The 26,097-nt window shown below is 67.9% G+C and carries 21 protein-coding genes; 14 read left to right on the top strand and 7 right to left on the bottom strand.

Annotated elements, in window-relative coordinates:
• Positions 1-420: 420 nt before the first annotated feature.
• Together CFW40_RS17995 and CFW40_RS17990 are read left to right on the top strand one after the other, a co-directional pair.
• Positions 421-1,758 carry an MATE family efflux transporter gene (locus CFW40_RS17995; RefSeq protein ID WP_088798861.1) on the top strand — a complete coding sequence of 446 codons (1,338 nt, stop codon included), beginning with the start codon at positions 421-423 and terminating at the stop codon, positions 1,756-1,758.
• Between the two features lie 89 nt (positions 1,759-1,847).
• Positions 1,848-2,672, top strand: a complete 825-nt coding sequence (locus CFW40_RS17990; protein WP_256331420.1) for a serine protease — start codon at positions 1,848-1,850, stop codon at positions 2,670-2,672.
• 83 nt (positions 2,673-2,755) lie between these two features.
• Here CFW40_RS17990 and rplI read toward each other — a convergent pair whose 3' ends face one another.
• From rplI to rpsF, 4 genes are all read right to left on the bottom strand, one after another.
• Entirely contained in the window at positions 2,756-3,202 is a 447-nt protein-coding gene (rplI, locus tag CFW40_RS17985; RefSeq protein ID WP_088798860.1) for a 50S ribosomal protein L9, read from the bottom strand.
• Positions 3,203-3,220: 18 nt separating this feature from the next.
• Positions 3,221-3,457, bottom strand: coding sequence for a 30S ribosomal protein S18 (rpsR, locus tag CFW40_RS17980; protein ID WP_003978893.1), 237 nt, complete (start codon positions 3,455-3,457; stop codon positions 3,221-3,223).
• 111 nt (positions 3,458-3,568) lie between these two features.
• Positions 3,569-4,159, bottom strand: coding sequence for a single-stranded DNA-binding protein (locus CFW40_RS17975; RefSeq protein ID WP_088798859.1), 591 nt, complete (start codon positions 4,157-4,159; stop codon positions 3,569-3,571).
• Positions 4,160-4,241: 82 nt separating this feature from the next.
• Positions 4,242-4,532: a 30S ribosomal protein S6 gene (gene rpsF / locus CFW40_RS17970; RefSeq protein ID WP_006604399.1), complete on the bottom strand. Its 291-nt coding sequence runs from the start codon at positions 4,530-4,532 to the stop codon at positions 4,242-4,244.
• Between the two features lie 227 nt (positions 4,533-4,759).
• Between rpsF and CFW40_RS17965 the strand changes: the two genes are divergently transcribed.
• From CFW40_RS17965 to CFW40_RS17955, 3 genes are all read left to right on the top strand, one after another.
• Positions 4,760-5,077: a hypothetical protein gene (locus CFW40_RS17965; RefSeq protein ID WP_088798858.1), complete on the top strand. Its 318-nt coding sequence runs from the start codon at positions 4,760-4,762 to the stop codon at positions 5,075-5,077.
• A 122-nt stretch (positions 5,078-5,199) separates the two neighbouring features.
• Positions 5,200-6,318: a peptidoglycan bridge formation glycyltransferase FemA/FemB family protein gene (locus tag CFW40_RS17960; protein WP_088798857.1), complete on the top strand. Its 1,119-nt coding sequence runs from the start codon at positions 5,200-5,202 to the stop codon at positions 6,316-6,318.
• A 64-nt stretch (positions 6,319-6,382) separates the two neighbouring features.
• Complete coding sequence (locus CFW40_RS17955; RefSeq protein WP_088798856.1) at positions 6,383-7,414, top strand: alanine racemase; 1,032 nt, start codon at positions 6,383-6,385, stop codon at positions 7,412-7,414.
• A 101-nt stretch (positions 7,415-7,515) separates the two neighbouring features.
• On the opposite strand, the gene CFW40_RS17950 is transcribed toward CFW40_RS17955, so the two are convergent.
• Together CFW40_RS17950 and CFW40_RS17945 are read right to left on the bottom strand one after the other, a co-directional pair.
• The gene (locus tag CFW40_RS17950; protein ID WP_088798855.1) at positions 7,516-8,997 is read right to left on the bottom strand and encodes a glycosyltransferase family 87 protein; all 1,482 of its coding nucleotides are present in this window, start codon (positions 8,995-8,997) and stop codon (positions 7,516-7,518) included.
• A gap of 121 nt (positions 8,998-9,118) precedes the next feature.
• The gene (locus CFW40_RS17945; RefSeq protein ID WP_256331421.1) at positions 9,119-11,779 is read right to left on the bottom strand and encodes a transglycosylase domain-containing protein; all 2,661 of its coding nucleotides are present in this window, start codon (positions 11,777-11,779) and stop codon (positions 9,119-9,121) included.
• A 361-nt stretch (positions 11,780-12,140) separates the two neighbouring features.
• On the opposite strand from CFW40_RS17945, the gene CFW40_RS17940 reads away from it, so the two are divergent.
• From CFW40_RS17940 to CFW40_RS37135, 4 genes are all read left to right on the top strand, one after another.
• A complete protein-coding gene (locus CFW40_RS17940) occupies positions 12,141-12,821 on the top strand; it encodes a PadR family transcriptional regulator (protein ID WP_088798854.1) in 681 nt (226 codons plus the stop codon).
• A 46-nt stretch (positions 12,822-12,867) separates the two neighbouring features.
• Positions 12,868-13,950, top strand: a complete 1,083-nt coding sequence (locus tag CFW40_RS17935) for an inositol-3-phosphate synthase (RefSeq protein ID WP_088798853.1) — start codon at positions 12,868-12,870, stop codon at positions 13,948-13,950.
• Between the two features lie 78 nt (positions 13,951-14,028).
• Positions 14,029-15,288 carry an MFS transporter gene (locus tag CFW40_RS17930; protein ID WP_088798852.1) on the top strand — a complete coding sequence of 420 codons (1,260 nt, stop codon included), beginning with the start codon at positions 14,029-14,031 and terminating at the stop codon, positions 15,286-15,288.
• A gap of 110 nt (positions 15,289-15,398) precedes the next feature.
• The gene (locus CFW40_RS37135) at positions 15,399-15,983 is read left to right on the top strand and encodes a hypothetical protein (protein ID WP_176960232.1); all 585 of its coding nucleotides are present in this window, start codon (positions 15,399-15,401) and stop codon (positions 15,981-15,983) included.
• Between the two features lie 106 nt (positions 15,984-16,089).
• Here CFW40_RS37135 and CFW40_RS17920 read toward each other — a convergent pair whose 3' ends face one another.
• A complete protein-coding gene (locus tag CFW40_RS17920) occupies positions 16,090-17,565 on the bottom strand; it encodes a CCA tRNA nucleotidyltransferase (RefSeq protein ID WP_088798851.1) in 1,476 nt (491 codons plus the stop codon).
• Positions 17,566-17,856: 291 nt separating this feature from the next.
• Between CFW40_RS17920 and CFW40_RS17915 the strand changes: the two genes are divergently transcribed.
• The 5 genes from CFW40_RS17915 (at position 17,857) to CFW40_RS17895 (ending at position 26,053) form a co-directional block, all read left to right on the top strand.
• Complete coding sequence (locus tag CFW40_RS17915) at positions 17,857-20,094, top strand: DUF6049 family protein (RefSeq protein WP_256331770.1); 2,238 nt, start codon at positions 17,857-17,859, stop codon at positions 20,092-20,094.
• 46 nt (positions 20,095-20,140) lie between these two features.
• A complete protein-coding gene (murJ, locus tag CFW40_RS17910) occupies positions 20,141-22,360 on the top strand; it encodes a murein biosynthesis integral membrane protein MurJ (protein WP_088798849.1) in 2,220 nt (739 codons plus the stop codon).
• Between the two features lie 107 nt (positions 22,361-22,467).
• Positions 22,468-24,192 carry a protein kinase family protein gene (locus CFW40_RS17905; RefSeq protein WP_088798848.1) on the top strand — a complete coding sequence of 575 codons (1,725 nt, stop codon included), beginning with the start codon at positions 22,468-22,470 and terminating at the stop codon, positions 24,190-24,192.
• Between the two features lie 224 nt (positions 24,193-24,416).
• The gene (gene sigM, locus CFW40_RS17900) at positions 24,417-25,112 is read left to right on the top strand and encodes an RNA polymerase sigma factor SigM (protein WP_088798847.1); all 696 of its coding nucleotides are present in this window, start codon (positions 24,417-24,419) and stop codon (positions 25,110-25,112) included.
• A gap of 5 nt (positions 25,113-25,117) precedes the next feature.
• Positions 25,118-26,053, top strand: a complete 936-nt coding sequence (locus CFW40_RS17895; protein ID WP_088802190.1) for an anti-sigma factor — start codon at positions 25,118-25,120, stop codon at positions 26,051-26,053.
• Positions 26,054-26,097: the final 44 nt, after the last annotated feature.

The following is a 26,097-nucleotide window of genomic DNA, read 5'->3' as shown; positions in this document are numbered from 1 at the left end:
TGCTGTTCTTTCTTACGGCACAGCTCTGACAATCGAGACGCCCGACTCCGGTTACGGCGCGTCGAGTTCGGACGATTTCTCAAGCCGGAACAGGCGGCGGGTGCCGGACCACGGTAGGCCCGTGGGCACCGTCCGCCAATCTGGTTATCCACAGGCCATGTGGATGACTGGCCTACAGCTGTGGAGAAGTCCCCGGATCCTGTGCACGGCACGGGGGAAACTTCTGTGGACAAGCACACAATCACCCTGCCCACACCCTCCTGACCTGCAGATTTCTCATCCATAGGCTGTGGGGAAGAAAAACTTCCCCATGCGGCTCAAGATCACGACAAACGGCACAGGGGAGGCAACTCCCCACAGCGGAAAGTAAGGACTGCAATAGGTTTGCATCTCTTACCTGTGGACGATTACCTTGGGCGCATGACCCAGGCTCCCGCGACACCGCGGCGCACCGACCGTCGCCATGACCGCGAGATCATCGCCCTCGCCCTGCCCGCCTTCGGCTCACTGGTCGCGGAACCTCTCTTCGTCATGGTCGACAGCGCCGTCATCGGCCACCTCGGCACTCCCCAGCTCGCCGGCCTGGGCGTCGCCGCCGCCCTGCTCACCACCGCCGTCTCCGTCTTCGTCTTCCTCGCCTACGCGACCACCGCGGCGGTCGCCCGCAGGGTCGGCGCCGGCGATCTTCCCGCCGCCATCCGCCAGGGCATGGACGGCATCTGGCTCGCCCTGCTGCTCGGCGCCGCCGTCATCGTGGCCGTCCTGCCCACGGCCCCCTGGCTCGTGGAGGCCTTCGGGGCCTCCGCCACCGCTGCCCCGTACGCGACGGCGTACCTGCGCATCAGCGCCCTCGGCATCCCCGCGATGCTCGTCGTGCTGGCCGCCACCGGCGTGCTCCGCGGGCTCCAGGACACCCGGACCCCGCTCTACGTCGCCATCGGCGGCTTCTCCGTCAACGCCGCGCTCAACGTCTGCCTGGTCTACGGCGCCGGGCTCGGCATCGCGGGCTCCGCCTGGGGCACGGTCATCGCCCAGTGCGGCATGGCCGCGGTCTACCTCACCGTGGTCATCCGCGGTGCCCGACGACACTGCGCCTCGCTGCGCCCCGACGCCGTGGGCATCCGCGCCTCGGCCCAGGCAGGGGTCCCGCTGCTGGTCCGTACGCTTTCGCTGCGCGCTGTGCTGATGATCGCCACCGCCGTTGCCGCCCGGCTCGGCGATGCCGAGGTCGCCGCGCATCAGATCGTGCTCACGCTGTGGTCCCTGCTGGCCTTCGCGCTGGACGCCATCGCCATCGCCGGGCAGGCCATCATAGGCCGCTACCTCGGCGCGGGGGACCGCGACGGCGCCCGCGCCGCCTGCCGCCGGATGGTCCAGTGGGGCATCGCGGCCGGACTGGTACTCGGTGTGCTGGTCGCGCTCGCCCGCCCCGCGTTCATCCCCCTGTTCACCTCGGACCCCGCCGTGCAGGGCCCCTTGCTGAGCACGCTCCTGGTCGTGGCCGTGACACAACCGGTGTCCGGCATCGTCTTCATCCTCGACGGCGTCCTGATGGGCGCGGGGGACGGCCCGTATCTCGCCTGGGCCATGGTGGTGACGCTGGCGCTGTTCGCTCCGGCCGCGCTGGCCGTGCCCGCTCTGGGCGGCGGACTGGTGGCGCTGTGGTGGGCCATGGCGCTGATGATGACCGTCCGCATGCTGACTCTGTGGCTGCGTACCCGCTCGGGCCGGTGGATTGTGACAGGAGCCTCGCGCTGAACCATCTCCCGCAGCACGTAGTGCATGTCAATAATGACCGTGTGCGCTCGCTTGCCGGTAGGTCCGTGGTGCCCCTGACGCTCGTCGTCATGGTGGCTGCTGTTGTGGTGGGCTACGCCTCGGAAGGGGAGGGCGACAGGAGCAGCAGCCGTGTCAGCGGTCACAGCAGCTTCGGCAAGTCCGGCGAGGCCGACCGAGATCCCCAGGATCAGGATCCCGCCGCCACGGCCCCGGCCGAGGACGGCAATGCCTACACTCCACGCCGCACCGAGCAGAACGCCCGGGTCGGCGTGGTCTTCGAGAAGGACGACTCCGGAGACCACTTCTGTACGGCGAGCGTGGTGCAGAGCCCGGGCCGGAACATGCTCATCACCGCGGCACACTGCGCCTTTGACGCGGACGCCGGGACCACGGTGAACGATCTCGTCTTCGCCCCCGACTACCGCGACCGCGATGAGCCCACCGGCCTCTGGAAGGTCAAGAAGGTGATCGTCGACGACCGCTGGGTCAAGTCGCAGGACGAGGATCTGGATGTTGCCTTCCTCGTGCTCGACAAGAAGAACGGCAAGCAGATCCAGGACGTCCTGGGCGGCAACACCCTCGGCATCGACCGTGGCTTCGACAACGAGGTCAAGATCACCGGCTATCCGACCAGCCGGGACACCCCGATCTCCTGCCAGAACCGCACCACGAAGTACAGCGACACCCAGATGCGCATCCAGTGCACCGACTTCGAGGGCGGGACGAGCGGCAGTCCCTGGCTGGCCGACTACGACCCCAAGAGCCATACCGGCACGGTCATCGGTGTTCTCGGCGGCCACGAAGGCGGTGGCGACGAAGACGATGTCTCCTACGCCGCGTACTTCGACGACGATGTCGCCGAGCTCTACCGGCGCGCTCAGAACGAGGACTGACCTCCGGCTGCCGGCGCCCCGGACACGGCGAAGGGCCGCACCCCGTTGGTGACGGGATGCGGCCCTTCGGCGTGGTGCGGAAACTACGCGGCGACGACCTCGACGCCGAGCTTCGCCACGACCTCGGCGTGCAGACGCACGGAGATCTGGTGGGCGCCCAGGGTCTTGATCGGCGAGCCGAGCTCGACACGACGCTTGTCGACGTCCGGACCACCGGCAGCCTTGATCGCCGAGGCGACATCGGCCGGGGTGACGGAGCCGAACAGGCGGCCCGCGTCGCCGGCGCGAACGGCCAGCTTCACGTTGACGCCCTCGAGCCGGCCCTTGATCTCGTTGGCCTGCTCGATCGTGGCGATCTCGCGGATCTTGCGACCGCGGCGGATCTGCTCGACGTCCTTCTCGCCACCCTTGGTCCAGCGGATCGCGAAACCACGCGGGACCAGGTAGTTACGGGCGTACCCGTCGCGGACGTCAACGACGTCGCCGGCGGTGCCGAGGCCGGAGACCTCGTGGGTGAGGATGATCTTCATGATTCGGTCACCCTTCCCTTATCGCGCGGTGGACGTGTAGGGCAGCAGCGCCATCTCACGGCTGTTCTTCACGGCCGTGGCGACGTCACGCTGGTGCTGAGTGCAGTTGCCGGTGACCCGGCGGGCACGGATCTTGCCGCGGTCGGAGATGAACTTCCGCAGCAGGTTCGTGTCCTTGTAGTCGACGTAGGAGATCTTCTCCTTGCAGAACACGCAAACCTTCTTCTTAGGCTTGCGAGCAGGCGGCTTCGCCATTGTCTCTCTCCAATGAGTTCAAGAAGTTTGTGCTGACGCCCTCAAGGTCCCTGGCCGCCTCACGGCGCTGTTTCACGTGAAACAGCGCGGAGTCGGACCGGCTGTACGGACCTAGAAGGGCGGCTCGTCCGAGTAGCCACCGCCGGAGCTGCCGCCCCAGCCACCGCCGCCACCCTGCTGACCGCCGCCGGCCGGGCCGTTGGTCGCCCACGGGTCGTCGGCGGGAGCACCGCCGCCACCCTGCTGGCCGCCGCCGGGGCCGCCGCCCCAGCCGCCGCCACCCTGGCCACCGCCCTGCTGGCCGCCGCCGAAGCCGCCGCCGCCCTGGCCACCGCGACCACTGGTCTTGGTGATCTTGGCCGTGGCGTTCTTCAGGCTCGCGCCGACTTCCTCGACGTCGAGCTCGTAGACCGTGCGCTTCACGCCCTCGCGGTCCTCGTACGACCGCTGCTTGAGGCGGCCCTGGACGACCACGCGGGTACCCCGCGTCAGGGACTCGGCGACGTTCTCCGCCGCCTGACGCCACACCGAGCAGGTCAGGAACAGGCTCTCGCCGTCCTTCCACTCATTGGTCTGACGGTCGAACGTGCGGGGAGTGGACGCGACGCGGAACTTCGCGACCGCCGCACCGGACGGGGTGAAGCGCAGCTCGGGGTCGTCGACAAGATTGCCGACGACCGTGATGACGGTCTCGCCTGCCATTAGGGGAACCTCTCGGCGGGTGTGCTGCTGGCTGCTGGTGTTGCTGCTACTCGGACCCGGTTACCGCTGGACGCTTGCGCGCTCAGTGGGTCTCGGGACGAAGGACCTTGGTCCGGAGGACCGACTCGTTCAGGTTCATCTGACGGTCGAGCTCCTTGACGACCGCAGGCTCGGCCTGCAGGTCGATGACCGAGTAGATGCCCTCGGGCTTCTTCTTGATCTCGTAAGAGAGACGACGACGGCCCCAGGTGTCGACCTTCTCGACCTTTCCGTTGCCCTCACGGACGACGGAGAGGAAGTTCTCGATCAGCGGGGAGACAGCGCGCTCCTCGAGATCGGGGTCGAGGATGACCATCACCTCGTAGTGACGCATGTAGAACCCACCTCCTTTGGACTCAGCGGCCACGGTCGTTCCGTGGCAGGAGGGTCGTATGCGTTCCGCACCGAGCCCGTCCGGTCATCCGGACAGACATAGGCGCAGACCGTACAGAGTACCTGCCTGAAGCCTTCCGGTTGAAATCCGCCCGCTCCACCCCTCAATCTGGAACACAAGGGTGTGAGCGGCGTTACAGTGCGCCGCCCTGTCATCGGAGGTGCCGCATGGCACAGGCAGCACGGACCCAGCGCAGTCTGCTCTCGCTTCTCAACAGCGACGGCAAAGAGCATCCCGTCGAGAACACCATCGCCATTGTGACCGTGGTCCTCGGCGCGATCGCCATCTTCACCACGCTCTCTCCCAGCCTGCACCTGGTCAGCTCCTGGGTCGGCCTGATCGGAATCGGCACCGGCCTGTGGGGACAGTTCATCTCGTCGACGACGGGCGAACGCTTCCTGTTGATCATCGGCCTCGGGGCGGCGGCCGTCGGCTTCTACCTCGGGCTGGCGCACGGCGGCCTCTTCGGCGGCGTGATCGGCTAGCCGATACGGCATACGGGGCTCCGCCCCGTATGGCCCAGACGGGGCGCTCCGCGGTCACAGTAGGCTTCGGCGCGAGAGCCGGAGCCCCACCAAGGGGACACACCTGCCGAGGAGCGCCCCGCATGAGCCTGACCCTGAGGACCATCAGCCGAGAGCAGCATCTGGCATATATCCAGAGTCTGCCCGCGGCCAGCCACATGCAGGTTCCTGCCTGGGCGGACGTCAAGGCCGAATGGCGTTCGGAGAGTCTGGGCTGGTTCGACGCGAGCGGCGCGCTGGTCGGCGCGGGTCTGGTGCTCTACCGCCAGCTGCCCAAGATCAAGCGCTACCTCGCCTATCTCCCCGAGGGCCCGGTCATCAACTGGTTCTCACCGAACCTCGAGGACTGGCTGCAGCCGATGCTCAGCCACCTCAAGCAGAAGGGCGCCTTCTCCGTGAAGATGGGCCCGCCGGTGATCATCCGCCGCTGGGACTCCGCCGCGATCAAGTCCGGTATCCAGAACCCGGACGTCAAGCGGCTGCGGGACGTCGAGGCCACCCACATCGAGCCCCGCGCCTTCGAGGTCGCCGACCGGCTGCGGCGCATGGGCTGGCAGCAGGGCGAGGACGGCGGCGCCGGCTTCGGCGACGTGCAGCCGCGTTATGTCTTCCAGGTGCCGCTGGCCAACCGCTCGCTGGAGGACATCCACAAGGGCTTCAACCAGCTGTGGCGCCGCAACATCAAGAAGGCCGAAAAGGCCGGCGTCGAGGTCGTCCAGGGCAGCTACGAGGAGCTGGCCGAATGGCAGCGGCTCTACGAGATCACCGCGGAGCGTGACCACTTCCGCCCGCGGCCGCTGGGCTACTTCCAGCGCATGTGGACGGCCCTCAACTCCGAGGACCCCAACCGCATGCGGCTCTACTTCGCCCGCCACGAGGGCGAGAATGTCGCAGCGGCCACGATGCTGATCGTCGGAGGCCACGTCTGGTACTCCTACGGCGCCTCCGCCAACCACAAGCGCGAGGTCCGGCCCTCGAACGCGATGCAGTGGAAGATGCTCCAGGACTCCTACGCGCTCGGCGCTTCGGTCTACGACCTCCGCGGCATCAGCGACTCGCTGGACGAGAACGACCATCTCTTCGGTCTGATCCAGTTCAAGGTCGGCACGGGTGGGCAGGCAGCGGAGTACCTCGGCGAGTGGGACTTCCCGCTCAACAAGCTGCTGCACAAGGCGCTCGACATGTATATGTCGCGCCGCTGACGCTTCACCGCACCGTCCGTACTCCTGACACACCCCAGCCACGAGAAAGGTTCCGGGCCCGGCCATGGCGCTCACCCTCTACGTCGACACCGCGCGCTGGCGGGCGCATCAGCAGAGCGTTCTCCAGCAGTTCCCCGGGCTGGTCCCGGTCTGCAAAGGCAACGGTTACGGCTTCGGCCATGAACGTCTCGCCGACGAGGCGACCCGCCTGGGCGCCGACATCCTCGCGGTCGGCACGACCTACGAAGCGGCCCGTATCAAGGACTTCTTCAGCGGCGACCTGCTCGTCCTGACCCCGTTCCGCCACGGTGAGGAGCCGGTGCCGCTGCCCGACCGGGCGATCCGGTCGGTCTCCTCGGTCGAGGGCGTGGGTGGCCTGGTCGGCGCCCGGGTCGTCATCGAGGTCATGAGCAGCATGAAGCGCCATGGCGTCAAGCCGGAGGATCTGCCGAAGCTTGCCGCGGCCATCGAGGACATCCGGCTCGAGGGCTTCGCGTTGCACCTCCCGCTGGACCGTGCCGACGGTTCCGACGCGGTCGAGGAGGTCATCGGCTGGATGGACCGGCTCCGCAATGCCCGCCTCCCGCTGCACACCATGTTCGTCAGCCACCTCAAGGCCGATGAACTCGCCCGTCTCCAGCAGCAGTTCCCCCAGACACGGTTCCGCGCGCGGATCGGAACGCGGCTGTGGCTCGGCGACCACGAGGCCACCGAGTACCGCGGCTCGGTGCTCGATGTCACCAAGGTCGCCAAGGGCGAGCGCTTTGGCTACCGCCAGCAGAAGGCGGCCTCCGACGGCTACCTGGTCGTGGTGGCCGGCGGCACCTCGCACGGCGTCGGCCTGGAGTCGCCCAAGGCGCTGCACGGCGTGATGCCGCGTGCCAAGGGCGTGGCCCGGGCCGGCTTGGCCACCGTCAACCGCAATCTCGCGCCGTATGTGTGGGCCGGGAAGCAGCGCTGGTTCGCGGAGCCGCCGCACATGCAGGTGTCGATCCTGTTCGTGCCGGGCGACGCACCGCAGCCGCAGGTCGGAGAGGAACTGGTGGCTCATCTGCGGCACACCACCACGCAGTTCGACCGCCTTGTGGACCGCTGATCCGGTAGCGCCCGGCTCGGACCGCAACACACGCCAAGGGCCCGGTGCCGCAGACCTTCTCTGCGGCACCGGGCCCGGTGCATGGACGGCCCGGTGCGGCCTTACTCCCGTACGGCGCCCCAGCTCACCTGTGGAGCTCCCTCGAACTGCACCGCGTGCCGGGGACGGTGGTGGGCCCGGCCGAGCACGAACACATCGGGGCTGCGGTCCAGGACGCCGCCCGACGGATCGTCGTCCCCGTCCCTGCGGACCACATCGCGCTCCGGCAGCAGAATGTCCCGGACGACCACGGCACACAGGTAGAGGGTTCCCAGGAGGTGCAGCACGATGGCCAGCTGGTAGCCCTCGAGCGGCAGGCCTTGGTGCTTGTCTTCGTTGCCTGTGTAGGCGAGGTACGTCCAGATCCCCAGGAAGTACATGACCTCGCAGGCCTGCCAGATCAGGAAGTCCCGCCAGCGCGGCCGGGCCAGCACGGCGAGCGGGGTCAGCCACAGGACGTACTGCGGCGAGTAGACCTTGTTGGTGAGGATGAACAGCGCGACGACAAGGAACGCCAGCTGTGCGAAGCGTGGCCGGCGCGGCGCATACAGGGTCAGCAGGCCGATGGCGCCACAGCCCAGGATCATCAGCAGCGTGGCATAGGTATTGGCGTTCTCCAGGGGGTTACCGGTCCGCTGCGAGATCAGGAGCCAGAGCGAACCGAAGTCGATGGGCCGCTGCTGGCTGAACGTGTAGAACTTTGCCCAGCCCTCCCGGATATGGAATCCCGCACCATCATGCGTGATCATCACCGGCAGGTTCACCACCAGCCAGGATGCGACGGCGCCGGCCACCGCCCGCCCGTACGCACGCCAGGCTCCCGCACGCCAGCACAGCGCCAGCAGCGGACCGAGCAACAGCACGGGATACAGCTTCGCCGCGGTGGCCAGCCCAATGAGGACACCGGCCGCGAGCGGGCGGCTGCGTGACCACATCAGCATCCCTGCGGCGGTCAGGGCGATCGCCAGCAGATCCCAGTTGATGGTCGCGGTGAGGGCAGCAGCCGGCGCCAGGGCGACCAGGAGGCCGTCCCAGGGGCGTTGCCGGTGGGTGCGGGTCACGCACACCGCGACGACAGCGGCGCAAACCATCAACATGCCGGCATTGACCAGCCAGTAGAGCTGTTCGCGGTACTGGATACCCCCGCTGTGCGGGGTCATCCAGGAGGCGATCTCCATGAAGGCGCCGGTGAGCACGGGGTACTCGAGGTACTCCATGTCGCCGGGCAACCGGTCGAAATACGGGAGCAGCCCGTCCGCGAAGCCCCGCCCCGCATAGAGATGGGGAATATCGGAGTAGCAGGCGTGGACGTACTGGCTGGTGGCGCCGAAGAACCAGCCCCCGTTGTAGCAGGGCAGCTTCTGCACCATGCCCAGCGCGAACATGCCGATGGCGACGAGCGCGATGACTCGTACCGGCGTCAGCCGGCTGGTCCCGAGCAGTGCGCGCCGGCCGATCGGTCCGCCGATCAGCTCGCTGCCGGCCGCCGCCACCTCATCCCGCCTCGTCGGCCGTACCGGCTCGTCCCGTCGCACGCTCGTCATGGCCCCATCCTGCCGTACGACCCTGTGCAGAAGACGGCGAAGCCCCCGCCCGGCGTGAGCCGTGCGGGGGCTTTATGGCTCCACGTTTCACGTGAAACAGCGTTTCACGTGAAACGGTCGGTCAGCCGCTGGGACCGCCGAAGAGGCCTCCACCACCGTTCGCGTCCGTCGGGTCGGGTGTCGGACTCGTGCCTCCGGTGTCACCGCCCGGTCCACCAGGTCCGCCCGGTCCTCCGCCGTTGGCCCCGCCGTTACCGGCTCCGCCGCTGTTCTTGCAGTTGATGTCCCACGGAGAACAGGTATCCGTCGGGCTCGGACTGGGACTGTCCGACGGCGAAGCGGAGTCACTGGGAGTCCCCGACGGAGTCTGCGAGGGCGTGTCCGACGGCGTGGGCGTCGGCGTCGGAGTGGGCATCCCGGCCTCGTCCACCCGTCGCCCGATGGGCGTGGCGGCCGGGAACGGCTCGCCTGTGACGCCCTTCATCGCCTGCAACATGTACTCGGTCCACACCTCGGTGGGCAGGGCACCACCGTGGATCGAGTCGAAGCCACCGACGCCGTTCATGGACAGCTGACGCGGATTCTGCGCGTCCTCACGGAACATGGAGACGGCCGTCGAAAGCTGCTTGGTGTAGCCGACGAACCAGGCCGACTTGTTCTCGTCGGTGGTGCCGGTCTTGCCCGCCGCCGGCATGTTCAGCCGCTTGGCCAGCTTTCCCGTGCCGTTCTGGATGACGTTCTCCAGCACCTTGGTCACGTTGTTGGCGATGTTGGAACTCATCGCCGTCTCCTGCTTGGGCTTGTCGAAGCCCGGCAGGTCTTCACCCTCGAACGTCACCTTGGTCACCGAATACGGCTCCACCTTCTGCCCCGACTGGGCGAAGGTCGCGTAGGCATCGGCCATACGAATCGCGCTCGGAGTGGAGGTGCCCAGCGCAAAGGACGGGTTCAGATTCTTGTCGAAGCTGGCCGGTGCGATGCCCGCAGCCTGGGCCATGTCCCGGACCCTCTTCATCCCGACGTCCATGCCGAGCTGTACGAAGGGAGTGTTGACGGACTGCTCCATCGCCTTGGTCAAGGGGATGTAACCCCAGGGATGGTTGCTCTCGTTCTCCTGATAGAAGGGCGAGTTGTCCCGCTTCGTCACGAAGCTGCCGTCGGCGTTTTTCACCTTCAGGTGGTCATCGCCGTTGTAACGGCTGTCCGGTGAGATCGGACCATTACTCCTGGCCGTTCCGTACTTCATCCCCGCGGCGAGCACGAACGGCTTCCAGGTCGAGCCGACCGGCACGCCGAAGGTGTCGGCGTTGTTGCTGAAGTGCCCCTTGTCGTAGCCCTCACCGCCATACAGGGCGACGATCTTGCCGTCTCCCGGCACCACGGAGGCCCCGCCGAACTGGACATATTTGTCCTTGGCGCGCTTCTTGGGATCGATATAGCGCTTGTTGACCTTCTTGACCGCACTCTCGAGCGCATTGGTCTTCTTCGCGTCGAAGGTCGTCCGGATCGTGTAGCCACCCTTGTCGAACTGGGCCTCGCTGAGACCCGCGTGCTTCAGCACGTACTTCTTCGCGGTGTCCATCATGTAGCCGATCTGGCCGCTCTTGCTGGCCACCGGCTTCGGCAGGTGTGGCGTGGGGAAATGACCGCGGTACTTGTCCCGCTGCGTCTTCGACAGGAGGTGGTTCTCGACCTCGCGGTCGAGGATCCAGGACCACCGGGCCTTGGCACGCGCGGTGTTTGCTGCCCGCGTGGCTCCCGGGCTGGTGCCGCCCGCGGGGTCATACAGGTCCGCACCCTTGAGCACGGTGGCCAGGAAGGCGCTCTGGTTCGCGTTGAGCTTGGCGGCGTCCACTCCGTAGTACGCCTGAGCCGCTGCCTGGATTCCGTAGGCCCCGCGACCGTAGTAGCTGGTGTTCAGGTACCCCTGAAGGATCTCGTTCTTGTTCTTCGACCAGCCGACCTTGATCGCAATGAACAGTTCCTTGAACTTGCGGTCAAGCGTCTGCTGCTGACTCAGCATCGCGTTCTTCACGTACTGCTGGGTAATGGTCGAGCCGCCCTGGGTCTCGCCACCCTTGGCCATGTTGAACACCGCACGCGCGATGCCCATCGGGTCGACGCCCGAGTCCGTCCGGAACGAGGCGTTCTCCGCGGCGATCGCCGCATTCTGCATCGACGACGGGATCTCGGTGATGTTGACGTTCTGCCGGTTCGTCTCACCGTCGCGCGCCATGACCTTGCCATTGGCCCAGAGGTAGACATTGTTCTGCGACTTCGCTGCCAGGCTCTCGTCAGGAACCTGCACCAGAGCCAGCGCGACGCCGGAGGCACCCACGATCAGCCCTATGAAACCGACGCACAGGGTGGCGACCTGTTTCCAGGAGGGAACGAAGCGCCGCCACCCGACACGGTTGGCACGCGGGTAGTCGATCAGACGCTTCTTCGCAGGCTTCCCACTACCGCGTCCGCGGCCTCCATCGGGGCCATCTCCCCCGCCACCGCGCCGGCCTCCGCCGCCGCGGCCCGCGGCGCCGCCACCGGCGGCCGCCACGGAGGTATCAGTCGCCCGCCGGCGGCCGCCGCGCTGGGCAGCTCTGCGGGCTTCGGCGCGCCCTCCTTGCCCCGGCTCATGACCGGTCGGCGCGGAGTGGGAGGCAGGATCGGCAGCGGAGCCACGCGGAGAGGCGGCACGGCGCCCCGGTGGCTGCTGTGCGGCGCGTCGGGCCGCGGCACGTCCGCCACTCTGCGGCTGTGGCGGTTTGCGACGGTGCTCGCTCATGGAACGAATACTCCTCGGGCAGGCGCGCTATCTCGTCGCCTGAAGGCGGCAATTGTCTTCAGGTCCCCCCGATGCACAGCTCGCTCCTGAGGCGCGAGCCGCACTACACCGAGGATGGGGACGCCAGATATCGGCCCACGGTTCCCGGCAGTCTGCATGCCGCACAGACTACGCACGGCCAAAACCTGCCCAGTGTTGAAATTCACTCCAAATCAGTCAGGTTGATGAGAACGATTCGGTGATGTGATGCCGTTCACCGTCCCCCCGCTTGTTCAGCCCGGGGGACCGCTCTATCGTCTGGATGTATCGGGTCGATACATCAGCACGACATAAAGAACGCACAGGACCTGGGAGGCGGAGGATGAGCAGACGTTCCGGCATCCTTGAGTTCGCCGTCCTCGGCCTGCTCCGCGAGTCCCCGATGCACGGCTATGAGCTGCGGAAACGGCTCAACACCTCGCTCGGGGTCTTCCGCGCGTTCAGCTACGGCACCCTCTACCCCTGCCTCAAGGCGCTGGTCGCGAGCGGCTGGCTCATCGAGGAGACGGAGGGCGCTGCGGAGGGCGTTCCGGCCGCGGCGTTGACAGGGCGCCGGGCCAAGATCGTCTACCGATTGACCCCAGCGGGCAAAGAACACTTCGAGGAGCTGCTCGCCCACTCCGGACCAGACGCATGGGAGGACGAGCACTTCGGCGTCCGCTTCGCATTCTTCGGCCAGACATCTCGGGACGTAAGGATGCGGGTGCTGGAAGGCCGCCGTAGCCGGCTGGAGGAGCGCCTCGAGAAGATGCGCACCTCCCTGGCCAGGTCTCGCGAGCGGCTGGACGACTACACCCTCGAGTTGCAGCGGCACGGCATGGAATCCGTGGAGCGCGAAGTCCGCTGGCTGAACGAGCTCATCGAGAGTGAGCGCGCCGGACGTGACCAGCGCGCACCAGGTCCCGCAGCACAGGACCGGAAGAACCAGTCAGGCGATACGGGCGGCCTGCCCCGGCACCGGGGTGCTTCCCGGCCGGATCCGTCCGATGACACCACCACATGAGGCTCTGCTGTGCAGGTCCTCATCGAGAACACAGGGAGCAACCGGAATGGGTTCGGTTCGCGTAGCCATCGTCGGCGTGGGCAACTGCGCCGCCTCGCTGGTACAGGGCGTCGAGTACTACAAGGACGCCGACCCGAAGAGCCGCGTGCCCGGCCTCATGCACGTGCAGTTCGGCGACTACCACGTGCGTGACATCGAGTTCGTGGCGGCCTTTGACGTCGATGCCAAGAAGGTCGGGCTCGACCTCGCGGATGCCATCGGCGCCAGCGAGAACAACACCATCAAGATCTGCGACGTGCCCAACGCGGACGTGACGGTCCAGCGCGGCCACACCCACGACGGCCTGGGCAAGTACTACCGCCAGACCATCGAGGAGTCCACCGAGGCCCCGGTCGACGTCGTCCAGGTCCTCAAGGACAAGCAGGTCGACGTACTGGTCTGCTACCTCCCGGTTGGCTCCGAGGACGCCGCGAAGTACTACGCCCAGTGCGCCCTCGACGCCAAGGTCGCGTTCGTCAACGCCCTCCCGGTCTTCATCGCCGGCACCAAGGAGTGGGCGGACAAGTTCACCGAGGCCGGTGTCCCGATCGTCGGTGACGACATCAAGTCGCAGGTGGGCGCCACGATCACGCACCGCGTGATGGCCAAGCTCTTCGAGGACCGGGGCGTCATCCTGGACCGCACGATGCAGCTGAACGTCGGCGGCAACATGGACTTCAAGAACATGCTCGAGCGCGAGCGCCTGGAGTCCAAGAAGATCTCCAAGACCCAGGCCGTCACCTCCCAGATCCGGGACCGTGAACTGGGCGAGGACAACGTCCACATCGGCCCCTCGGACTACGTGGCCTGGCTGGACGACCGCAAGTGGGCCTACGTCCGCCTCGAGGGCCGCGCCTTCGGTGATGTCCCGCTGAACCTGGAGTACAAGCTCGAGGTCTGGGACTCCCCGAACTCCGCGGGTGTCATCATCGACGCCCTGCGCGCCGCCAAGATCGCCAAGGACCGGGGCGTCGGCGGCCCGATCCTCTCCGCTTCCTCGTACTTCATGAAGTCCCCGCCGGTGCAGTACTTCGACGACGAGGCGCGGGAGAACGTCGAGAAGTTCATCAACGGCGAAGTCGAGCGCTGAGACGCCCGAGGCACCTCGCCTGTGCAGGCCCCCGGGTATTCCACCCGGGGGCCTGCGGGCTGTGTGAGGCTGTGCCTCATGCATGCTGTGCGCGACCTCCGCGTATTACTCCGGCTACGCGACTTCCGTTCGCTCCTTGCCGCACGGCTCCTTTCCCAGGCGGCCGACGGGGTGTTCCAGGTCGCGCTCGCCGCCTTCGTCGTCTTCTCGCCCGAGAAACAGACCTCCCCCGCCGCCATCGCCTCCGCCATGGCGATCCTGCTGCTCCCCTACTCCCTCCTCGGGCCGTTCACCGGGGTACTGCTCGACCGCTGGCGGCGGCGTCAGGTCCTGCTGTACGGCAATCTGCTGCGCACGGTGCTGGCGATGGCAACGGCGGCGCTGATCGCGTCACAAGCCCCCGACTGGCTCTTCTACGCCTCGGCCCTGTTCGTGACCGCCGTCAACCGCTTCGTCCTGGCGGGGCTCTCGGCCGCGCTCCCGCGAGTGGTCGACGGTGAAGAGCAGCTGCTCATGGCCAACTCCCTGGCCCCCACGGCCGGAACGCTCGCCGCCACCGCCGGCGGCGGGCTCGCGTTCGCCCTCCGGCTGGCCGGCTCGGATGTGGACGCGTATGTCGTGCTGCTCGCCGCCTCCCTCTACCTCTGCTCGGCTCTCACCGCCCTGCGCATGGCACCGCAATTGCTCGGCCCCGATGCCGCACGCCTCCAGCCTCACCTGCGCGAGGCCCTGTTGAGCACCCTGCGGGGACTTGCGGACGGGCTGCGCCATCTCGCCGAGCGGCGCGCTCCGGCACGGGCGCTGACCGCGATGACCCTGATCCGCTTCTGTTACGGAGCCCTGACGGTCACGGTGCTGATGCTGTGCCGGTACTCCTGGTCCCGCACCGAAGCGGAGGGCTTGGCCCTGCTCGGGATCACGGTCGGGGTGTCAGGGGCAGGCTTCTTCGCGGCCGCTGTGATCACGCCCTGGGCCGTCGCGCGGCTCACCGCGTTCGGCTGGATCGCCTGCTGTGCCGCCATGGGCGCCGTGCTGCTGCCGTCTCTCGGGCTGTTCTTCCTGCCGGGTCCGATGCTGGCCGCCGCGTTCCTGCTCGGCCTCGGCACCCAAGGGACCAAGATCGCCACCGACACCATCGTCCAGTCGACGGTCGACGACGGCTTCCGCGGCCGGATCTTCGCCATTTACGACGTTCTCTTCAATGCCGCCTTCGTCGGCGCCGCCGCGGTCGCCGCCCTCATGCTGCCGCCGGACGGACGCTCCATCGCACTGCTCGGCGTGGTGACCGTCCTCTACGCGGTGGTCACCGCGGCGTTGGCCCGCTTCGTGCGCAGCTGAGCACACATCCGTCACCCCGAGATGATCAGGGCTCTGCGGCGAGACCTCCGGACCGGATACCTTACGGACGTCCTACAGCAGCCTGTACACATCAATATCGGGGGAGATCCATGACGACGCCGCCTCAGAGCCAGCAGCCATACGGCCAGGCACCGTACGCACAGCCGTACGGGCAACAGCCCTACGGACAGAACCCGTATCCGCAGGCACCGTCGGCACCCCAGGCCCCCTACGGCCAGCCCCAGGGCGGATACGCCTACCCCCAGCAGCCACAGGCTCCGTACGGACAGCCTCAGCCTGGATACCCCGCGCCGCCCCAGCAACCCTTCATGCAAGGCGGTGCACCCGTACCACCGCCGCAACCCGCCAAGCGCCGTTCCCCCAAGTCGATCCTGAGGGGCATCGGAGCCGTCCTCGGTCTGGTCTTCCTCGCAGTCGCCTGGATCAGCAGCATGGACGACGCGAGCAGCGCCGAGGTCGGCGACTGCGTGAAGAAGTCCAGCAGTTCGCTCGACGATGGCCTTTCGGTGGTGGATTGCGGCACCTCGGAGGCCCAGTACAAGGTGACCGCGGTTCACGATGACACCTCGGACCCGTCCGTGTGCCCGGCAAATCAGTCCGCTTACACCAAGAACGTGCACCGACGCAGGGGATCCGACACTCACATGGTGCTCTGCCTGACCTCGGCGAAGTAGCGCACGGCAAGCACCTGGGATGCGTCATGGGGCGGTGTTTCACGTGAAACACCGCCCCATGTTTCACGTGAAACATAAGGTTCGCGGCCCCGTTTCACGTGAAACGTCAGCCCTGGGTGGCCCACCACTCCTTCAGAGCGGCGATCGCCTCGTCCCGCTCCATCGGCCCGCGCTCCAGCCGGAGCTCCAGCATCTGCTTGTAGGCCTTGCCGACCTCGGGCCCCGGACGGATGCCCAGAATCTGCATGATGTCGTTGCCGTCCAGGTCCGGGCGGATCGCCTCCAGCTCTTCCTGCTCCTGCAGCCGGGCAATGCGCTCCTCAAGCCCGTCGTAGGCGCGCGACAGGGCACCGGCCTTGCGCTTGTTGCGAGTGGTGCAGTCCGACCGGGTCAGCTTGTGGAGCCGCTTCAGCTGCGGACCGGCGTCGCGTACATACCGCCGGACGGCGGAGTCCGTCCACTCGCCCGTCCCGTAACCGTGGAACCGCAGATGCAGCTCCACCAGACGCGAGACGTCCTTGACCATGTCGTTGGAGTACTTCAGGGCGGTCATCCGCTTCTTGGTCATCTTCGCGCCCACCACCTCGTGGTGGTGGAAGGAGACCCGACCGTCCTTTTCGAAGCGCCGTGTCCTGGGCTTGCCGATGTCGTGCAGGAGGGCCGCCAGCCGCAGCACAAGATCGGGGCCGTCCTCCTCGAGGTCGATCGCCTGCTCCAGGACCGTCAGCGAGTGCTCGTAGACGTCCTTGTGACGGTGATGCTCGTCACTTTCCAGCCGCAGCGCGGGCAGCTCGGGCAAGACCTGGTCGGCCAGGCCCGTCTCGACGAGCAGTCGCAAGCCCTCGCGGGGGTGTGCCGACAGGATCAGCTTGTTCAGCTCGTCCCGTACGCGCTCCGCGGAGACGATCTCGATGCGGTCCGACATCGCCTTCATCGCGGCGACGACCTCCGGGGCCACCGCGAAGTCCAGCTGAGCGGCGAAGCGGGCCGCGCGCATCATCCGCAGCGGGTCATCGGAGAAGGACTCCTCGGGCGTCCCCGGCGTGCGCAGCACACGCGCGGCCAGGTCCTCCAGACCGTCGTGCGGATCGACGAACTCCTTCTGCGGCAGCAGCACCGCCATGGCGTTCACCGTGAAGTCCCGACGCACCAGGTCTTGCTCGATGGAGTCGCCGTACGACACCTCGGGCTTGCGGGAGGTGCGGTCGTACGCCTCGGACCGGTAGGTGGTGACCTCGATGTCGAACGATTCCTTCTTGCAGCCGACCGTCCCGAAGGCGATGCCGACCTCCCAGACCGCGTCCGCCCACGGCCGGACGATCTTCAGAACGTCCTCAGGGCGGGCATCGGTGGTGAAGTCGAGGTCATTGCCGAGCCGGCCCAGCAGCGCATCCCGGACCGAGCCGCCGACCAGGGCAAGTGTGAACCCGGCCTCCTGGAAGCGGCGGGCCAGATCATCCGCGACGGGGGACACCCTCAGCAGCTCGCTCACAGCGCGCCGCTGCACATGGTTCAGCGCGTTCGTCGACAGCGGGGTCCGCTCGGCGGTCGGGGCGGGGAGGTCATTGTTGGCGTTCGGCACAACAAAACAGGGTACGTGGCCGCGCAGTGCAAAGCGTCACGTAATAAAGGGGACAGGCTGGGCCCCGATCAAGGGAACCGGCTGGGCACACGGCCTCTGCATCGAGATCATGTGGAGCAGTCCCTGGCACGCCGTCGCTGCGCGCCTCGTTACCATTCGTGGACGCACATTCCGAACGACCACTGACGACGACGAGGGACGGGCGAGCGCGTGGCCGAGGCGGCAGGGTTCCAGCGGACTGAACGGCCGCGTGGTCGATGGCTGCGAAGGACCGTGACACTGCTCACTGGGATGCTCCTTCTCGTGGGGCTGCTCCAGATTCCGCACGCTTCCTCCGCCCAGGCGGCCCCGACCGGCTCCCGCACGGTCGACGTCACCATCGACTCGATGTCCCCGTCCGCTCCCTCCAAGAGCGACACGGTCACCGTCTCCGGCACGCTGACCAATGACGGCCGCAGCACGATCACGGATGCGCATGTCGGAATGCACCGTGGATCCGCGCTCGGCGGCCGTAGCTCCATCGAGAGCGCTTCCCGCCGAACCGGCTATCTGCCGGGCACGGACGGTGAGGAGATCAAGGGGCACACCGAGAAGATCGGCAAGCTGGAACCCGGCGCCAGCCGTTCCTTCAGCCTCAGCGTGCCGGCCAAGGACCTCAACCTCGGCGATAACGGTGTGTACCAGCTCGGCATCTCTCTGTCAGGGCGCTCCCCGTCCGCACCCTCAGGGCAGGTCCTCGGCTTCGACCGGACGTTCCTGCCCTGGCAGACAGGCGGAATCGGGAAGAAGACGCAGCTCACCTACATGTGGCCGCTGATCTCCCGCACCCACCTCACCGCCGAGACCGACGCCGATGCCCAGCAGACGCCGGTCTTCCGCAACGACGACCTCGCTGCCGAGCTCGCACCCGGGGGCCGGCTGCAGCAGATGGTCGCGCTCGGCAAGAACCTCCCGGTGACCTTCGTCATCGATCCCGACCTCCTCGCGACCGTCGACGCCATGACCAAGTCGTACCGGGTGAACGGCCCGGACGGCCCCATGGGCAAGAACCAGGCGGTCGCCAAGCAGTGGCTGCACGACCTCGAAGAAGCGGTCAAGTCGCACCAGGTCGTCGCGCTGCCCTTTGCCGATCCCGATCTGGCCTCGCTCGCTCACCACGGCAAGAGCGTGCCCAGCGCGCTCAGTCACCTCGGCCCGGCCACCGACCTTGCCGACAAGACCGTGGACACGATCCTCGGCGTCAAGCCGCGCACGGACTTCGCCTGGCCCGTCGACGGCGCGATCGACTCGTCCATCGTGGATGTCGCGACCTCGGCCGGCGCGCACAACGTGATCACTCGCAGCGACAGCCTGCGGGACGCCGACAGGCTGTCCTACACCCCGACGGCGGCCCGCCCCATCGGCGGCGGCAATACCGCCGTCGTGGCGGACGCGCAGCTCTCACGGGCCTTCGAGGGCGACATGTCGAAGGCCGGAAACTCCGCCCACGCGGTCCAGGACTTCCTCGCACAGACCCAGATGATCAGCCTTGAGGACCCGGGCCGGCAGCGCAGCATCGTCGTCGCGCCGCAGCGCATGCCGTCGGTCAGCCAGGCCCACGCCATGGCCGGCGCACTGCGGAGCCTGGACGAGTCCGGCAGCTGGACCCAGTCGCTGAACCTCGGCGGCGCGGCCAAGGCCAAGCCGGACCGCGCGGCAACCCGCCATGTGCCGAGTGGCGCCGCCTACCCGTCCTCGCTGCGTCGGCAGGAGCTCCCCGTCAACGCCTTCCGGCAGGTCCAGGGCACCCAGTCCGCCCTGGACGAGTTCCAGGTGATCCTGGCGCAGCCGGAGCGCGTGGTGACCCCGTTCGGCAACGCGATGATGCGGGAGATGTCGACGGAGTGGCGGGGCGATGCCACCGGCGCCACCACGTACCGGCACTCCGTACGCAGCTACCTCGACGGTCTGACCAAGAAGGTCCACCTGATCCAGAAGTCGGGGGCCACGCTCTCCGGGCGCAGCGCCACGATTCCGGTGACGGTGCAGAACAACCTGGTCCAAGGCGTCAAGGACATGACGCTGAAGCTGTCCTCGTCCCAGCCCAACCGTCTGGACGCGGGGAAGTCGCAGCAGATCACGGTGGACGGCGGGCACAGCCAGTCGTTCAAGTTCGACACCACGGCGAACGCCAATGGCCGGGCATGGGTGACCGCCCAGCTCTACACGGCGGACGGGAAGCCCTACGGTGAGCCGATGATGTTCCAGGTGAACGTCACGGAGATCACCGCAACGGTGATGCTCGTCATCGCGGGCGGCGTGCTGCTGCTCGTCCTCGCCGGTGTGCGGATCTACCTCCAGCGCAAGCGGGCGGCCGCCCGGCGGACCGAGGACGGGTCCGACGGTGACGAGCCCGATGACGGCGCCGGCACGGACGACGACAACGGCGGCACCGATGGCGACGAGCCGGAGCAGCCGAGTGACCCCACGCCGGACACCGGATCGGAAAGCTCCGACCCGTCCGGCTCAGGTGAGAAGGTGGACCGTTGATAGATGGCGGGGCCGGATGGCCGGCGACGGATGAGGTGGGGCAGCGATGAATGCGCCGTACGACGGTGACCGGGGCCGGGGCGCCAACGGCGACTCCACGGGACCGGTGCCTCCGACGCCCCCGCCGCCCGCGGAGCAGGACCCGTACGCCCAGGACCCCTATGTCCAGGACGCCTACCGCAACGACCCGCACCGCGCCCAGGACCCGACGGCCCAGGATCCGGTGACCGAGGCGCTTTACGACCGCGCCGCACACCCCCCGCCGCCGCCCGGGCAGCCCACGCATCCGCTCTACCAGCAGCCTGCCGCGGGCAGCCACCCGCCCGACCCGCAGCTGTGGGCCACGCCCCCGGCACCCGAGCCGCAGGGCCCGACCCGGAATCTGCCGTACGGCGATGCCGCGGCGACGACGCAGTTCGTGGGTGTGGACGACCTGATCACCCAGGCCGCCGACGGGCGTCCGGAGCCCGACGCCTTCGCCCATCTCTTCCGGGACCAGCAGTCCTACGAGCCCCAGCACTCCGCTCCCGCGACGGCCGGCCCCTCGGCGCCCGCGGCGCCCGGACCGGAAGCCGTGCCGCAGCAGACCGCACCGGAGCCGGCACCCGTGGCGGCGGCCGGCAAGCCCTCCGGCGGCCGTGCCTCCGGCCTGTTCAAGTCCAGCGCGGTGATGGCCGCCGGCACGATGGTGTCGCGTCTCACCGGCTTCGTCCGCTCGGCACTGATCGTCGCGGCCCTCGGCGGTGCGGTGCTCGGTGACTCCTGGCAGGTCGCCTACCAGCTCCCGACGATGATCTTCATCCTGACCATCGGCGGCGGTCTCAACTCCGTCTTCGTCCCGCAGCTGGTGCGCGCGATGAAGGAGGACGAGGACGGCGGCGAGGCCTACGCGAACCGGTTGCTGACGCTGGTCATCGTGGTACTCGGCGTGCTCACGGTCCTGGCGGTCGTGGCGGCGCCGCTGCTGGTGAAACTGGTTTCCTTCGACATCTCCCGTGACCCGGCGGCCAACGAAGTCGCCGTCGCGTTCACCCGCTACTGCGTACCCACGATCTTCTTCATGGGTCTGCACGTCGTCATGGGACAGATCCTCAACGCCCGCGGCCGCTTCGGCGCGATGATGTGGACCCCCGTCCTCAACAACATCGTCATGATCGCGACCTTCGGCCTGTTCATCTGGGTCTACGGCACGGCGAAGACCTCGCACATCGGCGTCACCACCATCCCCGACGAGGGCATCCGGCTCCTGGGGATCGGCACCCTCCTCGGGCTCGTCGTCCAGGCCCTGGCGATGATCCCTTACCTGCGCGACGCCGAATTCAAGCTCCGGCTGCGCTTCGACTGGCGCGGCCACGGCCTGGGCAAGGCCGCCAAGCTCGCCAAGTGGACCGTGCTGTTCGTGCTCGCCAACCAGGCGGGCGTCCTCGTCGTCACCCAGCTCTCCACCTGGGCCGGCAACACCGCCAACGACCAGGGGCACCCGGGCACCGGCTTCATCTCGTACGCCAGCGCACAGCTGATCTGGAACATGCCGCAGGCGATCATCACCGTCTCCGTCATGGCGGCGCTGCTGCCGCGGCTGGCACGGTCCGCACACGACGGTGACACCGGCGCCGTCCGGGACGACATGTCGCAGGGCCTGCGCACCTCCGCCGTCGCGATCGTGCCGATCTCGTTCGGCTTCCTCTCCCTCGGCATTCCGCTGTGCACGCTGGTCTACGGCTCGTCCGGCGCCGGCGTCCCGATGGGCTACATGCTGATGGCCTTCGGTGTGGGGCTGATCCCGTTCTCGGTGCAGTACGTCGTCCTGCGCGCCTTCTATGCGTACGAGGACACCCGCACGCCCTTCTACAACACGGTGATCGTCGCGGCCGTCAACGCCGCGGCCTCCGGCCTGTGCTTCCTGGTCCTGCCCGCCCGCTGGGCCGTGGTCGGCATGGCGGCCTCCTACGGCCTGGCGTACATCATCGGCGTGGGTGTGGCCTGGCGCCGGCTGAGCAAGCGTATGGACGGTGATCTCGACACCGCTCATGTCGTGCGGACCTATGCACGGCTGGCGGGCGCCAGCATCCCGGCCACGATTATCTCGGGCGCCGCGGTGTACGGGATCATGCAGGCGCTGGGCACCGGTGTCCTCGGGTCGCTGGCCGCTCTGATCGTCGGTGCCGCCGCACTTCTGGCCGTGTTCTACGTGGCTGCACGCAAAATGCGCATCGAGGAACTGAACGCCCTGGTCGGCATGGTCCGGTCGAAGCTTGGGCGTTGATTGAGCACAACCATCGACTGCCACCGTGTGTCGTGCATAGTGGCGGACTGTGGGCACAATTGTCTTGGCTCATTGAGCCTGCAACGGATGGGGAGGCAGGAACGACGGTGGCGGAACGGAGCACGGCTGCCGTCGACGTGGCTGACACGAGCGGTGAAGAACCGCTGACCGCCAAGGCGGGTAAGGCCACGGACGACGGTGCTAAGGCCGAGAAGGTATCCGGCAGGGAAAAGGACGCCGAGGGCACCGACGAGGAGCGTGCCGCGGCGATCGAAGCCCAGCCACCGGAACTGCACAGCGGCCACAAGCTTGCCAGACGCTACCGCCTCGAGGAGTGCGTCACCCGTCTGGACGGATTCAGCAGCTGGCGTGCGGTGGACGAGAAGCTGCGCCGCGCCGTCGGCGTGCACATCCTGCCGGCCGACCACCCCCGGGCCCGGCCGGTGCTGTCCGCCGCCCGTTCCTCGGCGCTGCTGGGTGACCCCCGGTTCGTCCAGGTCCTGGACGCCGTCGAGGAGAACGACCTCGTCTACGTGGTCCATGAGTGGCTGCCGGACGCCACCGAGCTCACCACGGTGCTCGCGAACGGACCGCTGGAGCCGCACGACGCCTACCAGCTCGTCAGCCAGGTCTCCCAGGCCATGGCCGCCGCGCACCGCGAGGGCCTGTCCCATCTGCGGATCACCCCCGGCTCGGTGCTGCGCACGGAGTCCGGGCAGTACCGCATCCGTGGGCTGGCCGTCATGGCGGCGCTGCGCGGTATCACCTGCGAGCACCCGCAGCGCACGGACACCGAGGCGATCGGGGCGCTGCTCTACTCCGCGCTGACCCAGCGCTGGCCGTACGAGAACGACGCCCACGGCCTCACCGGCCTGCCCAAGGGCGTCGGGCTGATCGCCCCCGACCAGGTGCGCGCCGGTGTGCACCGCGGGCTGTCAGAGCTCGCCATGCGCGCGTTGATCAACGATGGAGCCACGGCTTCCCGCCAGGAGCAGCCGTGCACCACCCCTGAGGAGCTGGCCAAGGCTGTAGCGGCCATGCCGCGTATCCGGCCTCCGGAGACCGCCTTCGCCACGCCTCCGCCGTATCAGCGCACGGGATACCAGCAGGGCAACTACCGGCAGCCGTCGGCTCGCCCTGCTCAGGCGAGCCATGCGACCCAGCCGGTCGCTTCTCCGCCGCCTCCGCTGCAGAGCCGCACCGGCCGGGCGCTGAAGTGGTCCGTCTCCGCGCTGCTGATCGCGGCGCTGGGGCTGGGCAGCTGGCAGCTGGCGGACACTCTGTTGAAGCGCGAGAAGGACCGGGACGATCCGGCCAACTCGCAGCCGAGCAGTGGCGGCGCTGCCAAGAAACCCCAGGGCAAGCCGATCAAGATCGTGGAGGCGGGGGAGTACTACCCCGACGGCCAGCCGCAGCACGCCAATCAGGCGCAGGACACGATCGACGGGAACCCCAGCACCTACTGGGGCAGCAAGGGCTACCGCGAAGGCCCTGACCTGAACCCGGCCTTCAAGAAGGGCGTCGGTCTCGTCTACGACCTCGGCTCGAAACAGCAGATAAGCGGCGCATCGATCGGCCTTCACTACACCGGCAATCACACGACCGTGACGCTCTATGCCGCCGATTCACTCTCCTCTTCGCAGCCGCTCAGCTCCATGCGCCGGCTCGGAACGAGCCAGACGTCGGGCTCGTCCGCCAAGGTCAAGCTCAAGCACCCGGCAAAGGCCCGCTACGTCGTGGTGTGGATCACCGCGATGCCGTACGCGCCGGGTGACGGGTACAGCAGCGCCGGGTACCGGCAAGGTGTGACAGAGGTGTCCTTCACCAGCTGAGCGGAGTGAAGGACGGCACGACTGTCCAGGACACTGCGAGGGGCTCCGGTCCGGTTTTCCGGCCGGAGCCCCACACTCTTGGGCGCTGCTCGTGCGGACCGTCCATGTCAGGGCGGAGCAAATCGGCCACCCGCCTGCACACCACCGCCTTTCGACAGCATTTACATTCCTGACCTGGCGGGCTTCAATTGGACCGAGATCAGGCAGCTACGGCCGGGGGGCCCGTGTCCACCGAGAGCGACAAGGCTTCGATACCAAGCGACGCCGATCTCCTTGCCCTGCACGTGAAGGGCGACCCCGATGCCTTCGGGGAGATAGTCCGCCGCCATCGCGACCGGCTCTGGGCGGTGGCACTGCGCACCCTCGGTGATCGCGAAGAGGCTGCGGACGCCGTGCAGGACGCCCTGGTCTCCGCTTATCGCGCGGCCCACACCTTCCGCGGGCAGTCCGCCGTGACGACCTGGCTGCACCGCATCACGGTCAACGCCTGCCTGGACCGGGCGCGTAAGGCCGCTTCGCGGCGTACCTCGCCCGTTGCCGAGACCGAGCGGCTGGAGCAGCTTCTCGAACCCCAGGAATCCGCCGCGGCACCCGCTGAGCGCCAGGACCTGCACCGTGAGTTGCTCAGTGCTCTGCGCACGCTCCCCGAGGAACAGCGCGCAGCGCTCGTCCTCGTCGACATGCAGGGCTACCCCGTCGCGGAAGCCGCGGCGATCCTCGACATCCCTACCGGCACGGTGAAAAGCCGCTGTGCACGAGGCCGCGCTCGGCTCCTCCCCTTGGTCACCCATCTGCGCGCCGACAACGGGGATAGCAAACCCACGAGTGGGGGAAGGAACCGGGCGCAGGGGACATCCGTCCCACCGACGGCAGGACCGAACGACACAGGTGCCGTGAAGGGCGGAGGTGGGCGAGCGTGACGTCGATGACCGGCACGGATGAGCACCCCACAGGTGAGCACCCGGAAGTCTCCGAGCTCTCTGACCTCACGGACGGGCTGCTGTCCCCCTCTCGCAGCGCAGATGTGCGCCATCATCTCGCCGGCTGCCCGTTGTGTGATGACGTCTATGCGTCGTTGGAAGAGATCCGGGCACTGCTCGGCACCCTTCCCGGCCCGACCCGTATGCCGGCCGACGTGGCCGGCCGTATCGATGCCGCCCTTGCCGCCGAGGCACTGCTGGACGCCAGCACGCCTGCCGCCGCGGCTCATGTTTCACGTGAAACAGCCACCACCCCCGTCATGGTTTCACGTGAAACCGACAATGAGCCTCCCCACCGTGTCGGGGCGTCCACCCGGCCTGCCGGGCGTCCCAAGGGAGCCTCCGGGCCAGGTCGACAGTCGCCCGGCGGCCGTTCGCCTCGTTCGCGGCGCTGGCCCCGGATTCTGCTCAGCACCGCAGCAGCCGCGGCGGTCTTCAGCTTCGGTGGCCTGCTCATCCAGAACGCCGCTGTCGACGGCTCCCAGGCTGGCCACCATGGCCGGGCCACCGCCGCCCCCGAGAAAACCACAGAGGCAGCAGGCCTGACCGCCGCCACTCTTGGTTCGCATGTACACGACCTGCTGGCGTCAAAGGGCTCGCACAAGTCCCCGGACATCGGCACGCGCACCGCTCCCGAGTCGACGCTGCGCGGCGGCGCCGACACCGTTCCGTCGTGTGTCCGTCTGGGCACCGGGCGGACGGAGGTACCGATTGCGTCCAGCCACACCCGGTACCAGGGCAAGGACGCCTACCTCGTGGTGCTGCCCGATCCGACCGACGCACAGCGCGTCTCCGCCTTTGTCGTCAGTTCCTCCTGCGTCTCTGCCGCGCCACCGGCTCCCGGAAAGATTCTGCTGTCTCACTCATACCAGCGAGACTGAACGGCGAGCAGTGCGCTGTGACACTCCGGGAATGCTCGCCCCGT

Source organism: Streptomyces sp. 2114.4 (assembly GCF_900187385.1).
Lineage (GTDB): Bacteria > Actinomycetota > Actinomycetes > Streptomycetales > Streptomycetaceae > Streptomyces > Streptomyces mooreae.
The sequence above is the reverse complement of the archived record's forward strand: the minus strand, read 5'-3'. Positions and strand labels throughout refer to the sequence as shown.

Excerpts from the sequence above, each read along its gene's own strand:
- CFW40_RS17955 (WP_088798856.1), top strand. The coding sequence starts at position 6,383 with ATGGCGCTCACCCTCTACGTCGACACCGCGCGCTGGCGGGCGCATCAG.
- CFW40_RS17990 (WP_256331420.1), top strand. The coding sequence starts at position 1,848 with ATGGTGGCTGCTGTTGTGGTGGGCTACGCCTCGGAAGGGGAGGGCGAC.
- rpsF (WP_006604399.1), bottom strand. The coding sequence starts at position 4,532 with ATGCGTCACTACGAGGTGATGGTCATCCTCGACCCCGATCTCGAGGAG.
- CFW40_RS17930 (WP_088798852.1), top strand. The coding sequence starts at position 14,029 with ATGCATGCTGTGCGCGACCTCCGCGTATTACTCCGGCTACGCGACTTC.
- CFW40_RS17960 (WP_088798857.1), top strand. The coding sequence starts at position 5,200 with ATGAGCCTGACCCTGAGGACCATCAGCCGAGAGCAGCATCTGGCATAT.
- CFW40_RS17995 (WP_088798861.1), top strand. The coding sequence starts at position 421 with ATGACCCAGGCTCCCGCGACACCGCGGCGCACCGACCGTCGCCATGAC.
- CFW40_RS17975 (WP_088798859.1), bottom strand. The coding sequence starts at position 4,159 with ATGGCAGGCGAGACCGTCATCACGGTCGTCGGCAATCTTGTCGACGAC.
- rplI (WP_088798860.1), bottom strand. The coding sequence starts at position 3,202 with ATGAAGATCATCCTCACCCACGAGGTCTCCGGCCTCGGCACCGCCGGC.
- CFW40_RS17915 (WP_256331770.1), top strand. The coding sequence starts at position 17,857 with ATGCTCCTTCTCGTGGGGCTGCTCCAGATTCCGCACGCTTCCTCCGCC.
- CFW40_RS37135 (WP_176960232.1), top strand. The coding sequence starts at position 15,399 with ATGACGACGCCGCCTCAGAGCCAGCAGCCATACGGCCAGGCACCGTAC.
- CFW40_RS17935 (WP_088798853.1), top strand. The coding sequence starts at position 12,868 with ATGGGTTCGGTTCGCGTAGCCATCGTCGGCGTGGGCAACTGCGCCGCC.
- rpsR (WP_003978893.1), bottom strand. The coding sequence starts at position 3,457 with ATGGCGAAGCCGCCTGCTCGCAAGCCTAAGAAGAAGGTTTGCGTGTTC.
- CFW40_RS17950 (WP_088798855.1), bottom strand. The coding sequence starts at position 8,997 with ATGACGAGCGTGCGACGGGACGAGCCGGTACGGCCGACGAGGCGGGAT.
- CFW40_RS17940 (WP_088798854.1), top strand. The coding sequence starts at position 12,141 with ATGAGCAGACGTTCCGGCATCCTTGAGTTCGCCGTCCTCGGCCTGCTC.
- murJ (WP_088798849.1), top strand. The coding sequence starts at position 20,141 with ATGAATGCGCCGTACGACGGTGACCGGGGCCGGGGCGCCAACGGCGAC.
- CFW40_RS17895 (WP_088802190.1), top strand. The coding sequence starts at position 25,118 with ATGACCGGCACGGATGAGCACCCCACAGGTGAGCACCCGGAAGTCTCC.
- CFW40_RS17945 (WP_256331421.1), bottom strand. The coding sequence starts at position 11,779 with ATGAGCGAGCACCGTCGCAAACCGCCACAGCCGCAGAGTGGCGGACGT.
- CFW40_RS17965 (WP_088798858.1), top strand. The coding sequence starts at position 4,760 with ATGGCACAGGCAGCACGGACCCAGCGCAGTCTGCTCTCGCTTCTCAAC.